The following is a 13831-nucleotide window of genomic DNA, read 5'->3' on the forward strand; positions in this document are numbered from 1 at the left end:
AGGTTGCGGCGTGTGAGATGTTAGAACCGAGAGACTCAGACGGCTAAGACGAAATCTGTTGGTGCCACATAACAATGTGCTTATGTAGTGGGGTGGCCATCCCTCAACTTTCATTCAAGCGTCTTGAGATCTTCTGCCTCGTCGTCGAGACCGGCGGGGTCACGCGCGCCGCCGAGAGTCTGCTGGTCGCACAACCCGCCGTGTCCGCGCAGATCCGATCTCTTGAAGAGTGGTTCGGTGCGCCCCTGTTCACCCGGAACGCGGGCCGCTTGCGGACCACCGAGGCGGGTGATCGTGCTTACGAGTGGGCCAAGCAGACTCTGTCTCGAGGGACGAGCGTCCGCCGCGATGTGCAGGAGCTGGCGATCGGAGGGGCAGGGCGCCTCGTAGTCGTCGCCAGCCTTGGCATTGGCACCTATGTGGTTGCGCCTCTCCTGGCAGCCCTGAGGGCTGAACGCCCCGGCGTCGACATCGTCCTGCACACCGCGGAGCCCGGGCAAGCACTGCTCATGGTCGAGAACGGCGAAGCCCACATGGCGATCATCACCTGGCATGAGCAGGTGATCCCCACGACATTGAGTGTCGAGCACCTCGCGAGCCACTCGATGAGGCTGATCGCCAGCGCTGAGGGCCCTCCGGCCGGCACGACCGTCACCACCGCTGAACTGGGCATGTTGCCCTTCGTCGGCGTCCCGACCGACGTCGCCTACAACCAGGAGATCGATTCCCAATGCGAGGCGCGGGAGTCCTCGATGGTCTGAACGTGGTCATCCGGCTCGGTCATGCCGCGTCGATGTTGAAGGCGGTGCGAGCGCACCGGTGGGTCACACTGCTGCCAACCTACGTGCTCGACGCGGACGATGACTCACTACGAATGATCGACGTCGAAGGGCTGGACTTGCACGAACCCGTGGTCATGGTCCGCCGTCGCGATCATGTCCTCTCGCGGTTCCAAGAGATCGCGCATGAGAGGTTGACCGCCGCGCTGGGCTCGACCACCGACAACAGAGGAGGGAACGCAGTGTGAGAACCCCGGCGGCCCATCCTGGGGCCTCCGTCTCCCTACCAGACAACACGGAACTCACGCGCCCCGCGAAGGATCCAACCACGCGGCTCAGGCGGTCACGCGGCATCCAGCGCGATTTCTGGCGCAGCCCGGAACAGTTCCTCCAAGACCATGCGCGCCACGGCAGGCGCATAAGCACTCCCCACACAACTGTGCCGGCCGGTGCCAAACGCGAGATTCGGATGCTTCGGGCGATCCAGGTCGAAGGCCAGAGGATTCTCAAACTCAGCCTCGTCACTGTTGGTGGAGCCGTAGGCGAGCCACAGGCGGTCGCCGGCACGAACCTGCTGGCCTCCGATCACCACGTCGTACGCGGCGGTTCGTGAGGCGCCCGCATACAGCGGGCTCATCCACCGCATCCCCTCCGAGACTGCGCGTCCGATCAGGGTCGGGTCCTGGATCACGCGACTGAGCTGACCGGGCATTGAGGCCAGGCCGAGCAGCGCCGCGCCGTAGGCGTGTCCAGGCTCCTGAAGCCCTCTGAGTAAGATCACCAAGATCGTCGGTAGCAGGCTCACGCAACTCGCCGTCCGGCATACCGGCGCGGAAAAGTTGCGAGACGGGTCCGTCCGACGGCGCGGCGTGCTCGGCGGCGCGCAACCTCGCTAGTAGCTCACGCACCTCCTCGCGGACCCCGTCCGTCGCATCGAACGCGTGGGGATCGTCGAAGCCGCCGTCGGCGTTCGGGGTGATGACCGCGGCTCCCGCCATCGTGTGGAACCAGCGCTGCAGAGTCTCGGCAGACAGAGCGTCGAAACCCAGTGCGTCGGCGACGCTGAGCACGCTGACCGGCTCGAAGTAGTCGTGCATGACATCACCAGAGGTTCCCTCGGCGAGGAAGCGCTCGCAGTGCTCACGAGCCAGCGGTCTGATGCGAGTCTCTAGACGGTCGCGAAATACGCGGGGCAAGAGCTGCGCGCGGACGGCGGTGCACAGATCGAGCAGTGTGTCGCCTTCGGCACCGAGGATCAACGGAGTACCGAACACACGCGCTTCCGACTGGTTCCGCCAGGAAACCCGACGGCGTCCTCAGCGATCTGGGTGCACAAGTCCCAACTACTGACCACCCAAGCATGGACGGAGGGCACCCACGCGATGGGTTCCTCAGCGCGCAGCCGCGCAAAGAGCTTGATCGGTGTCATTGTCCAACTGATCGGCCGTCAGTTGTCACACCCACTCGTGAACAGGGCAACGCGGCATCGTCACGTCATCGGGCATGGTCGTCTGGTCCTCCAATGGATTCATGTTGCGAAGTTCGCACCATCAGGTACAGATGCCCTGGTGTGCTCGGCTCAGAGATCCAGCACGAGCCTTTCCGAGAGAGCCCGCGAGACGCAGGGCATTATAAACGTTCCCTCCGCCCTCTCTTCTGGAGTCAGCACGGAGTCGCGGTGGTCGGGTGTGCCCTCAAGAATCGTCAACTCGCAGGTGCCGCAGGTCCCCACCTCACACGACGAACTGATCTCGACACCGGCTTCAGCCAGGACCTCGAGAATCGTCTTGTCGTGAGGGACGTGATACGAGCCTCCCGAACGCGCGAGTTCGACCTCGAACCCTCGTTCGGTCTCCGCATCGAGCGGCTTGGGGCTGAAGTGCTCGACATGGAGAGAGCCCGCCGGCCAGTGTGAACTCATCGCCGCTACCGCGTCCAGGAGCGGTGACGGTCCGCAGCAATAGATGGCCGTGCCCTCGACCGGGGTCGACAGCAGCTCGTCAAGCGGCAGCAGCCCTTGTTCATCCTGGGGGTGGATACGGACATGGTCACCGTGGCGGGCCAGATCCTCGACGAAGGCCATACTGGAACGGGTGCGCCCACCGTAGACCAACGTCCAGTCCTTGCCTTGCCGGTCGACTGCAGCGCTCATCGGCAACAGGGGCGTCACACCGATCCCGCCGGCGATGAACAGGTAGCGGGCCGCTGGCTCGAGCGTGAAGCTGTTGCGTGGGGCCGATACGTGCAACGCGTCGCCTGCCTCGATGCGGTCATGGACATAGAGGGAGCCACCTCGGCCTCCTCCCTCACGTAGTACCGCCACGCGGTAGCTGGTCGCATCGGAGGGATCGCCGCACAGCGAGTATTGACGTCGGTGCTCGGTGCCGCACTGGATATCGATGTGGGCGCCGGGCTGCCACGCAGGCAAGACCTCGTCCTCGGTGTTGCTGACGAGGGTCAGTCCCACCACGGCCGTCGATAGCATCGTCTTCGCGGCTACCCGCAGTTTCAGGTCCTCGTGCGATTGGTGCCTCGGCCTCACGAGCTGGCCGCCCCGTGAAGCGTGACGGGAAGGGTAAGCAGGGCTGGGAAGACGAGGTCGGGGAACCGTTGTCCCGGCTGGCGCAGCTCGATCGATTCGAAGTTCTCGATGAGGCCACGCAGAGTCTCCTGCAACTGGATGCGCGCGATGGGCGCGCCGAGGCAGTGATGCATGCCACCACCGAACGCCAGGTGGTCCTTTGCGTTGTCCCGTTCCAGGTTCAGTCGGTCGGGCTCGGCGAACTTGCCATCGTCGTGGTTTGCGGCGGCGATCATGAGTATCACATGCGCTCCGGCAGGCAGCACGGTGCCATCTGAAGCGGTGAAGTTTTCTGGCAGGTAACGCTCGCGGACGTGCACCGGGGTGCGGAGCCGGAGGAGCTCCTCGACGGCAGCGGGCGCGATCTCTGGCTTGGCCCGTAGCCGCTCGAACAGCTCAGGCTGTTGGGCAAGCACCTCGACAAGATTGGTGATCGAGGTTCGAGTCGTCTCGTATCCGGCGTCGAGGACCGTGTGCATGAGAGACAGGACCTCGACGTGGTTGAGATCTCCGGCGTCCTCAGCGTCCAGTAGGAGCTTGACGTAAGGGCTGTGGTCCTCGCGGGGGGTGTCCGCCAGGAAAGTCTCGAAGTAGTCCAGATAGAACGTCGTGATCTTTTCCAGCCGGGCTCGCTGTCCATCGTCGAGAGGTGCGGGCGAGAAGATGAGCAGGAACTCATGCTGGTTCTCGGTGAGGCGCTGCCAGTCGTCTTCGGGGATTCCCAGGAACCGGCAGATCACGCCACGGGGAATGTCGATGCCCAAAGCCTGGACGGCGTCGACGATCCCGTCCTTTTCGCGGACGTTAGCCATTGCACGCGCAACCGACGCTGTGGCGAACTCCCGGAACTGCTCGACTCGACGGGGGATGAACATCGGCCCGACCACATTCCGCAGGCGACTGTGGACAGGCTCGTCGGTCTGGACCAAGTTGGCAGTAAGGCGCTCCAATGCCGCCCCCTGAATCCAGGGCGGCGCCGACAGACCCAGAGGCTGGACGCGGCCCTCGGGGAGCCGCAGGAGGGTGCGCACGTCGTCGTAGTTGCTGACGATGTAAGCCGGGTCGCCCGGGCCCATGGCGAGCGGCAGAGCCGAGCCCGACTCACGAAGACGTCGATAGGGCTCGTCGCGCGTGCCGGCCAGGAATTCTGGATCGGTCAGGTCGACAGGAAAGGCGACGCTGGCAGTTGCGTCGGTCGTGGACATCGGCGATCTCACTCTCAATGGTTCTTCAACATGAGGAGCGAGCTGGGAGTGCGTCCCGCACCACGCCAACTGTGCTCGCTATCACACTATGGCAGGGCTAGGTATCGACTCAAAGACCAATCAGTCGATGCCCTCATAGCAAATTTCTTATGCTCGGATCTGGCTCACGTGTCCTGCAACCGAGGTGTCGGCGCCCGGCTGAGGCCCGGCGCCGAGTGGCGGGCGCGGTCCACCTGACGGCTAGGAAGGCGGTGGTCGTGGTGACGGTTTCGATGCGGGTGATGTCGGCCGGGGACGGCTACAAGTACCTGCTGCGGTCGATCGCCGCCGGCGACGGTGATCGCTCGCTGTCCACGCCGCTGACGCGCTACTACGCCGAAGCAGGCAACCCTCCGGGGCGGTGGCTCGGCTCAGGGTTGAGTGCTCTCGGAGGTGGCCGGATCAAGACCGGCGATCAGGTCTCAGAAGCCAGCTCCAGCTCCTGGTGGGGATGGGACGTGACCCGGTGACCGGCGAGCCGCTGGGAACCGAGTACCGGACCTATACGCCGGTGGCCGAGCGCATCGAACACCGGACCGCTGACCTCGACCCGAGTCTGGGGCCAGCGGCCAAGGCGCGGGAGGTTGCGCGGATCGAGACCGAGGAGACCGCACGCGGGACACGGCGCCCGGTGGCCGGGTACGACTTCACGTTCAGCATCCCGAAGTCCGCGTCGGTGTTGTGGGCGGTGGCGGACGCAGGAGTTGATCGCGCAAGCCCATCATGCGGCGGTTGCGTTCATCGAGCGGGAGGTTGCAGCCACCCGGGTCGGGTCGAACGGTGGCGACGGCGCGGTCGCCCAGGTCGACGTGCTCGGGGTGGCCGCGACCGCGTTCCATCACTACGACTCGCGCTCCTCGGACCCGCACCTGCATACCCATGTGGTGATCTCGAACAAGGTGATGACCGTGCAGGACGGCAAGTGGCGGGCCTTGGACGGCCGGCCTCTCCATGCGGTGACGGTCGCGTTGTCGGAGCTGCACGAGGCGATCTTCGCCGACCACATGACCCGAGCCTTCGGGGTGGAGTGGGAGGCCCGGGACATGGGCCGTGACCGCAACCCCGCCTGGGACATCGCCGGAGTTCCGGAGGAGCTGACCGCTGAGTTCTCGTCGCGCTCGCGGCACATCGAGATCGAGAAGGACCGGCTGATTGCCGAGTACGTCGCCAAGCTCGGCCGTCAGCCCTCGACACCACGGTTATCCGGCTCCGTGCCCAAGCCACTTTGACGACCAGGCCGGAGAAGCAGGTGCGGTCGCTGGCCGACCTCACCACCGAGTGGCGTCACAAGGCCACCAAGATGCTCAGGCAGGACGCGACCGCATGGGCGAGCAAGGTCATCGACAACAGCCAGTCTCCGATGCTGCGGACCGATGACGTTGCGGGTGCCGATAAATCATCCGCGCAGCTCAGGCCGCGTGCTGGTACTGGTGGAGCGTTCCGCCGAGCCGGTCTCGTCTGTGGACTTCCAGGTGGGTGAGCTGGGCTTGTTGGGTGATGGGTGTGGGTAGCGGGCGGCATGGGGCGGCTTGTTCCAGGGCTCTGTGCGGGCGGTGCTCGTTGTAGAAGAATTCGTACTCGCGCAGGGCGTGGAGGAGGTGGCTCTGGTTCCAGATCAGGGTCCGGTCAAGGAGTTCCCTGCGGCAGGTCTGTATCCAGCGCTCCATGACCGAGTTCATCCGTGGTATCCGAATGCCGGTGGTGACGACCTTGAGACCGGCATCGGTCATCAGGGCATCGAAGGCGGCTGTGAACTTGGAATCGCGGTGCGGATGAGGAACTTCGCCTTGCTGTCCGCGTCCTCGAGGTCCATGAGGAGATTGCGTCCGAGCTGCACGATCCACTCCGCAGTGGGGTGTGCCGTGGCGCCGAGGACCCGGATGCGACGGGTGGCGTGCTCGATGACAGCAAAGACGTACAGGCGCGCCCCCGTCAGCGTGCGGACTTCGAAAAGATCGCAGGCGAGAAGGGCCTCGGCCTGGCCGCGGAGGAAGTCGGCCCAAGGTGGTGCTCTGCCGTTCGGGCGCGGGTGGGATGCCATGATCGCGGAGGATCTCCCAGACCGTGGAGGCGGCGACCTTGATCCCCAGGGCTGCGAGTTCGCCGTGGATCCGGCGATACCCCCACGAGACATTCTCCCTGGCCAGGCGCAGGACCAGGGCGCGGATCGACCGGAAGGTGCGCGGGCGTCCACGTCGCCTGGGTATGCAGGTCACGGCATGGCGCCGTCGTAGCAGTTCGCGATGTCAGCGCAACACCGTCTCGGGGCGGACCAGCAGCAGAAGGTGCCGCAGTCTGTCTTTGGAGAGGTGGTGGAGTAGGCCGGCCAGGACGGCACGGTCGCTGTCGGTGAAGCTCGGCTTGCCGGCCTGACGCTGCAGGACCAGCAACTGGTGCCGGAGTACGAGGATCTCGATGTCCTTGTCTCGGTCGCTCATCGGCAGGAGGCGTAGGAACGCCAGGGCGTTGGTCGTGGCTAGGTAGGCCAGGCGCAGGAGCACAACAGATCATGATGCCGCCGGGGCCCAGTGCGGGTGAAGCGCTTGGGGCGAATGACAAGGAGAGTCGAAGATCCGTGATCAGGCTCCCGACCTGCGTGGATGATTTATCGGCACCCGCAAGGTTGGTGACCGCGTCCAAGGCACATCCGCCCCGGCGCGATCGGGCTATGAGCGAGGACAGCGCGGCACACCATCGCCGATCCGCCAGGTCACGGCGTACCGGACCCACGAGCTGCCGACGCAGCGGCCGGGAAATCTCACCCGGTCGGAGGACGATTCCACCGCGCACTTCGCAGGGGCTCCTCACTGCGGGCCATTCTTCCTCTTCCTCGTCGCCTTACCTCGCACTTTCCGCCGCGTGAAATGTCAACGGCCCATTCCGGGGACTGCCTTGCCGGGCTCGGCCCACTGGGGTTCGCTGGTCCGCGGCGCCACCACCGCACCGCCTCCCCCTCTCTCGTTCCGAGGCCGCATGTCCTGTTCCACGTGCAGACGGTGTGCGAAAGGGCGCCGCCCAGTGACGCCTCGTCCACGGGAAAGGTGAAGATGTCGGAAACAGTCGACGCGGCAGGCAAGTTGGACGTCATCGTCGTCGGAAACGGCGTTCTCGGGTTGACTGTCGGCGTGCAGTACGCCCGCGCTCACCCCGATGCCCGGGTGGCGATTCTCGGCAAGCCGACACGGCAGTACGGCGCAACGCCTGCGGCCGGTGCCATGCTCGGGGCTTTCGGGGAGGTGACGGCCCATCTGCTGGCCTCGGAGCATGGCAGGAAGAAGCACGCGCTGGCCGTCCGGGCACAGCGGCTGTGGCCGGAGTGGATCGACAGCCTGGAGGCCGACGGCGACGGATCGGAGCGCATCCGCACCTCGGACGACACGGTGGTCCTGCTCAACACCGTGGGGCACACCGCCCTGGACGACGCGAACTTCGCCGCCGTGCTGACGGCACTGAAGGAGGCGAACGCGCCGCATGAGGAGATCGAGGTCTCCTCCGTCGACTGGATCGATCCGGACCCCAACTCCCGCCCGCTGCGGGCCCTGCACATCGAGGGTGAGGGTTCGGTCGACTCCGGCGTGCTCCTGAGGTCGCTGGAGCGCTCGTTCCGGCAGGCCGGTGGCGTGGTGATCGCCGCGGATGCCACGGAGATCAGGACCCGTGACGGACGTACCGAAGGCGTCGTCACCGACGCGGGCGACTTTCTGCCGGCGGGCCACGTGGTGGTGGCCGCGGGCGCCCGCAGCCAGCGGCTGATCTCCACCGTCCCGGGCCTGGAGCACCGGATTCCGCGGGTCTACGACGGCGTCGGGGTGTCCGCCCTCATCGACACCTGGGACGGCTCGGGGCCGCCCACCGTCCTGCGCACCTCCAACCGGGCCTTCGCTTGCGGGCTGCACCTGGTGCCCCGGTCGGGTGGGTCGGTGTACATCGGCGCGACCAACGCGGTCTGCCTGGAGCCCCGGGGCGGGGCCAGCATCGAGGAGGTGGTCTTCCTCTTCAACTGCGCCATCCACCAGCTGCACCGCAGCCTCAACGGCTCGGAGGTCCGCAAGGTCCAGGTCGGCAGCCGTCCGGCCTCGATCGACGGCTTTCCGCTCATCGGCGGCACCTCGGTGGAGGGCCTGTGGATGCTCTCCGGGACGTACCGCGACGGTCTGCACCTCTCGCCGCTCATCGCCCGGCACGTCGTGTCGCTCATGTCCGGCGGGCCGGGGCTGCCAGAGTTCGCGGAGTTCGCTCCGGAGCGGGATCTGATCTCCGCGTGGAGCCGGGAGGAGGTCCTGGAGGACGTGGTTCGGCACACGATGGCGACGGGGTACGAATTCCCGTGGCGGCTGCCGCTCGAGTGGCCGCACATGATGGAGACGTTCCTGCGCGGCCCGTTCGCCGAGCTCGCGGACCGGCTGAGCGACACGTACACCCCGCCCGCCGACCTGATGACGGCGATCATGTTCTCCGAGCCGGAGGACCAGAAGGAACTCATCCGGTACTACCGAAACGTGTACCGGGAGTGGCACTGACCCGGCGGCCGGGGTCCTGAGCCCCGGTCGGCCGACACGGCCACGTGCCGGGGGACACCCCGGGACGTGGCCGATCGCGTGGATTGCGGGCTTCGACGGGGCGGAGGAGCGAACGATGGCGACACTGACGGTGCGCGGTGGGCGGCAGGTGCGCTATCGGCGGGCGGGCAGCGGCCCGCCCGTGGTACTCGTCGCCGCGGGCGGGCCGGGCGACTTCTGGCAGGCTCAGCAGGTACCCGCGTTGGCCGCCGCCGGCTACGAGGCGATCACCCTCGAACTGCCGGAGGCCGCCGGGGCGCGGGACGAACTGACCGCGCTGCTCGCGGAGTCCGTCGAGCTGCTGGGCACCGGGCCGTGCGGGCTCGTCGGATTCTCCTTCGGCGCGCAGCTGGTCCAGGAGCTGCTCGTCCACCGCCCTGACCTGTGGACGCGGGCGGTGCTCGTGGCGACCCGAGGCCGACCGGACCCGGTGGGCGGCGCCCTGCTCCGCGCGGAGCGCGCGCTGCATGTGGCCGGGGCCCAACCGCCTCCGCCCTACCAGGCTTTCTTCCAGGCGGTGCTGCACCTCGGGCCTGGTACCTGGGAGCGGGAGGGCGAGATCCTGGACTGGCTGGACCTGTTCGAGGTCGGCGCGAGCGCCGGCGGCGTACCCCCGGAACCGCCAGGCGACCAGACCGACCAGCTCGCCGGGCTGCGCGGGGTCACGGGCCCGGTCCTCGTCCTGGGCTTCCAGTACGACATAGTGGCCCCTCCCCGGCTGGGCCGCGAGGTGGCCGAGGCGCTGCCGGCAGGCCGTTACCGGGAGATCCCCGACTGCGGCCACTACGGCTGCCTGGAGCGGCCCGACACCGTCAATGAGGCGATCGTGGGGTTCCTCAGCGCCCCGGCCCCGCGCTGAGGCGGGGCCGGGGCCGCGGTTCCCGGCTCAGCCGCCCGCCTCCGCGCCGCCCCCGGCCGCGCTCCACGATCGCCATAGCCGCGCGTATGCGCCGTCCTTCTCCAACAGCTCCTGGTGGCTGCCGAGTTCGACGATCCGTCCGGAATCCATGACGGCGATCAGATCAGCGTCCTGCACGGAGTCGAGCCGGTGCGCGATCGAGATGACCGACCGTCCGGCGAGCAGGGCGGCCATGGACCGCTCCACCTGGCGGGAGGCAGTGGGGTCCATCAGGGCCGTGGCCTCGTCCAGGACCAGGGTGTGCGGGTCGGCGAGCAGCAGCCGGGCCAGGGCGATCTGCTGGGCGGTGACGGCCGGGACGTCCGTCTCCCCGGTGGCGACCGGGGAGTCCAGCCCGTCGGGCAGCGTGCGCGCCCACTCCTCCAGGCCCACGGTCCGCAGGGCGGCCCACAGCTCCTCGTCGCCCCAGGTGCCGTCGTCCGGTCCGGTCCCGCCGCCGGGGCCGCGTCGTTCCGGCAGGGTCAGGTTGTCCCGGATGCTGCCCGCGAAGACGTGGTTCTCCTGGGTGACCAGCGCGATCTCCCGGCGCAAGGTGGGGATCGACATCGCGCTCACCGGGACGTCCCCGATCTCCAGCACGCCCGCCGACGGGTGGTGGACCCCCGCCAGCAGCTTGCCGAGCGTCGATTTACCGGCTCCGGAGGCGCCGACCACGGCGATGCGTCCGCCGGGCGGGATGTCGAGGTCGATGCCGTGGAGGACTTCGCGGCCAGCGTCGTAACCGAACCGTACGCCGCGCAGCCGGATCCGACGGCCGGTCGGTACCGCGCCGGTGTCGGACCGCTCCACGGGAAGGCGCTCCACGCCCAGGATGCGCCGGAGCGCCGCGTTGCCGACCTGGAGCTCGTCGGTCCAGGAGAGCAGTTCGACCAGGGGGCCGTTGAGGCTCTGTATATACAGCACCATGGCGGTGATCTCGGCCAGTCCCACCCGGCCGTCACGGTAGGCGGCGCCGCCCGCCAGCAGGGTGAGCGCCATCGGGACCATGGTGGCCAGATCCAGACTGGGGTACCAGACCGTCTGCAGCCCGGTGATCCTGCGGCGGTGGCGGACGACCCGGTCCATGGCGCTCCCGTGGTGGCCGATCCGCCGCCCGGCCAGGCCGAGCGCCTCCACGCTGGCGGCACCGCGGACCGTCTCATGGGTGCTGGTGAGCACCTCGGCCTCGTCCTTCAGCAGCTCCTCGTAGCCGCGGGTGGCGCGCGGCCGGTACCAGCGGGTGGAGAACACCGCGAACGGCAGCCCGGTGAGCAGGAGCAGGGAGAGCAGGGGGGAGGTGAGGAGCATCGCGACGACGGTCAGCGTCAGGGTGACGGCCGCCATCAGGATCCTCGGCATGGCCAGCCGGATGCCCTCGTTGAGCCGGTCGACATCGGAGGTGGCGCGACTGAGCAGGTCGCCGGTGCCGACGGACTCCACCGTGCCGAGCGGCAACCGCATGACGCGCCGCACGAAGCTCTCCCGGGTCTCGGCGAGCACCTTCTCGCCGAGCAGGGCCGTCTGCACCTGGGCGGCCCGGGTGAGCAGTGCCTGGACGGTGAGTACGGCCACGAGTACGAGCGCGACCATGTCCACGCGCCAGGCGGTCGTGGAGCGCTGGACGGACTCGACCAGGTGGCCCAGCAGCCGGGGGCCGGCGAGACCGGTGGCCAGGGCGAGCCCGAAGAGGGTCAGCATCGCGGTGATCCGGCCGGAGTTGCCGCGCACGAACGTCCAGAACCAGTGGTGCACCTCCTGCTGCCCGGCCAGCGGCAACCGGGTTCCCGGCCGCTCGTCGGCGGGGGGCGCAACGGCGGCGGCGTCGGCGGTCCGGGTGGTGGTCATGGCGTCCGCTCCCCTCCGTGGCCGACGTGGCCGTCGGCGACGGCCACCGGGGCGAGCGCGACCACCTCGTCGGCCGCGTTTGCCCACAGCGGGCTGCCGCTGAAGACGAGAGTGGTGCGCCCGGCGCGGTAGCGGGCCACCCGCCGGGCGATCAGCGCCTCGGTGGAGGCGTCGACCGCGGACGTTGGATCGTCGAGGACCAGGACGTCGGGGGCGGCGAGCAGGGCGCGGGCCAGGATCAGCCGCTGCCGCTGTCCGCCGGAGAGCGAGCGGCCGCCCTCGATGACGGTGTCGTCCAGCCCGTGCGGCAGCGCCTCGACCACATCCTCGGCGGCGGCCGCGTGCAGCGCCGCACGCAGCTCCTCGTCGGTACGGGCCCGGTCGCCGGCGAGTTCGGCCCGGAGCGGGCCGCTGAACAGGATGTCGGCGTGGCTGCACAGGACGAGTCGGCGGCGCAGCTCCGGCAGGGCGATCCGGTCCAGCGGGACGCCCGCGAGCCGGGTGCCGTCAACGGGGACCGGGGGGCCGTACCGGGTGATCCTGGCCGCGGTCTGCGAACCGTGCTCGCCGCTGGTGGCCACGGCCGTGAGCCGGCCGGCCGGCGCCTCGATGCCGGTCGCCCGGTCCTCCAGCGACAGGGCGCCCGACGGCAGTGCCAACGGATCGTCCGGTGGCGGGGGTTCGGGGACCAGGCTGAGGAAGTGGCAGATCCGGCCGGCCCCGACATGGGCCTGGCTGATCGACTCCACGGCCTCCGTCGCCGTGCTCACCGGGATGACGAGGAACACCGACGCACCGTAGAACGCGACGAGTTCTCCCGGTGTGATGACATCGGAGAGGGCGAGCCGGGCACCGAGCCAGGCGACGACGATGGTGACCAGGCCGGGGAGGAACACCCCTGCGGCGCCGAGCCAGGCCTCCAGCCGCCCGGCTGACTCACCTGCGCGCCGCACTTCCTGGCTGACGCCGACGAAGCGCTCGGTGAACTTCCGCTCCCCGCCGATGCCGCGGAGCACACGCAGCCCCGAGCAGATGTCGCCGGCCTGCGCGGTCGCCGTGCCCAGCCGGTCGCGCTGCTCCTGGTTGCGCCGCTGCAGCGGGCGGAGCAGCGGGCCGATCCCGAGCAGCGCCGCGGGTACGCCGATGAGCACCACGATGCCCAGGACGGGCGAGGTGACGGTGAGGGCGACGGCGATCGCCACGAAGGAGAGGACGGCTCCCGAGGACCGGCCGATGACCTCGAAGGCGCTGCCGATGCTGGGGATGTCGCCGGCGGCGACGGCCACCACGTCGCCGGAGCCGGACTTGTGCCGCAACGAGCTGCCCAGCCGGGTGACCTGACGCAGCACCACCCGGTGGCTGGTGGCGACCGCGTGCATCTGGCCTTCCACCGCGGTCTGGATGAGTCCCGCGCCGGCGACGGCCTGGACCGCAGCCAGCACCGCGACCACGACGACCCAGCTGGTGAGTGAGGATGTCGATCCGTCGCCGATGCCGTCGTCGATCGCGTATCCGACGACCAGCGGGAGCAGGGCGAGCGGAAGCATCCACAGGGCGCCTAGGGTGGCGCTCAGCACCAGCGGCCACGGGCGGATCCGGATCAGCCACCACAGGTAGCGCCAGGCGCTGCGGTGGTCGGCTTCGGGAACGGTCGCCGGGGACTCAGCGGGCCGGAACATACCGACGGGCAAGAGGATTTCTCCCAAGAACTGTGGCGGAAGGCGAGAGCCGGGACACGCGGGTACGGCTGCGCACGACTCTGCCAGGGCACCGGTCGCACGACGACCGGCCGTGTCGCTCACGCTACGGTTCGCGCCAGGATTTCGACCGCTCCGCTGGCTGGTTCCTTTCGTTCGAACAGCCCTGCTTTCCCGGTCCGCACCGGCCGAAAGGCCCACGACCGCGGCGCGCCGATCATCTCGGCC

General features: G+C 68.5%; 9 protein-coding genes and 2 pseudogenes. 5 read left to right on the forward strand and 6 right to left on the reverse strand.

Translation table 11 applies throughout. The features are described from left to right. Window positions 1-92 precede the first annotated feature (92 nt). Window positions 93-761, forward strand: coding sequence for a LysR family transcriptional regulator (locus tag ACT2CW_RS47745; protein ID WP_445521121.1), 669 nt, complete (start codon window positions 93-95; stop codon window positions 759-761). Window positions 762-763: 2 nt separating this feature from the next. Next, window positions 764-1027, forward strand: a complete 264-nt coding sequence (locus ACT2CW_RS47750; RefSeq protein ID WP_445521122.1) for a LysR substrate-binding domain-containing protein — start codon at window positions 764-766, stop codon at window positions 1025-1027. Window positions 1028-1122: 95 nt separating this feature from the next. Here ACT2CW_RS47750 and ACT2CW_RS47755 read toward each other — a convergent pair whose 3' ends face one another. The 3 genes from ACT2CW_RS47755 to ACT2CW_RS47765 form a co-directional block, all read right to left on the reverse strand. After that, on the reverse strand, window positions 1123-1584 hold the full coding sequence (locus ACT2CW_RS47755) for a cytochrome P450 (protein WP_445521123.1): 462 nt from the start codon (window positions 1582-1584) through the stop codon (window positions 1123-1125). Between the two features lie 774 nt (window positions 1585-2358). Beyond that, window positions 2359-3264 (reverse strand): PDR/VanB family oxidoreductase, encoded by a 906-nt coding sequence (locus tag ACT2CW_RS47760; protein ID WP_445521124.1) that lies wholly within the window; start codon window positions 3262-3264, stop codon window positions 2359-2361. Between the two features lie 53 nt (window positions 3265-3317). After that, on the reverse strand, window positions 3318-4565 hold the full coding sequence (locus ACT2CW_RS47765) for a cytochrome P450 (protein ID WP_445521125.1): 1248 nt from the start codon (window positions 4563-4565) through the stop codon (window positions 3318-3320). Between the two features lie 281 nt (window positions 4566-4846). On the opposite strand from ACT2CW_RS47765, the pseudogene mobF reads away from it, so the two are divergent. Then, window positions 4847-5833, forward strand: a pseudogene (gene mobF / locus ACT2CW_RS47770) (MobF family relaxase). Between the two features lie 180 nt (window positions 5834-6013). Here mobF and ACT2CW_RS47775 read toward each other — a convergent pair. Next, window positions 6014-7105: pseudogene (locus ACT2CW_RS47775) on the reverse strand (integrase core domain-containing protein). A gap of 546 nt (window positions 7106-7651) precedes the next feature. On the opposite strand from ACT2CW_RS47775, the gene ACT2CW_RS47780 reads away from it, so the two are divergent. Both ACT2CW_RS47780 and ACT2CW_RS47785 read left to right on the forward strand, forming a co-directional pair. Then, on the forward strand, window positions 7652-9124 hold the full coding sequence (locus ACT2CW_RS47780) for an NAD(P)/FAD-dependent oxidoreductase (RefSeq protein ID WP_445521126.1): 1473 nt from the start codon (window positions 7652-7654) through the stop codon (window positions 9122-9124). A gap of 115 nt (window positions 9125-9239) precedes the next feature. Beyond that, on the forward strand, window positions 9240-10022 hold the full coding sequence (locus ACT2CW_RS47785; protein WP_138911762.1) for an alpha/beta fold hydrolase: 783 nt from the start codon (window positions 9240-9242) through the stop codon (window positions 10020-10022). A 27-nt stretch (window positions 10023-10049) separates the two neighbouring features. Here ACT2CW_RS47785 and ACT2CW_RS47790 read toward each other — a convergent pair whose 3' ends face one another. Then, window positions 10050-11906 carry an ABC transporter ATP-binding protein gene (locus ACT2CW_RS47790; protein ID WP_138911763.1) on the reverse strand — a complete coding sequence of 619 codons (1857 nt, stop codon included), beginning with the start codon at window positions 11904-11906 and terminating at the stop codon, window positions 10050-10052. Beyond that, complete coding sequence (locus ACT2CW_RS47795; RefSeq protein WP_445521127.1) at window positions 11903-13585, reverse strand: ABC transporter transmembrane domain-containing protein; 1683 nt, start codon at window positions 13583-13585, stop codon at window positions 11903-11905. The genes ACT2CW_RS47790 and ACT2CW_RS47795 overlap by 4 nt, the downstream gene beginning before the upstream one ends. Between the last annotated feature and the right edge of the window lie 246 nt (window positions 13586-13831).

The sequence above is a fragment of the Streptomyces sp. NEAU-174 genome (assembly GCF_052665095.1).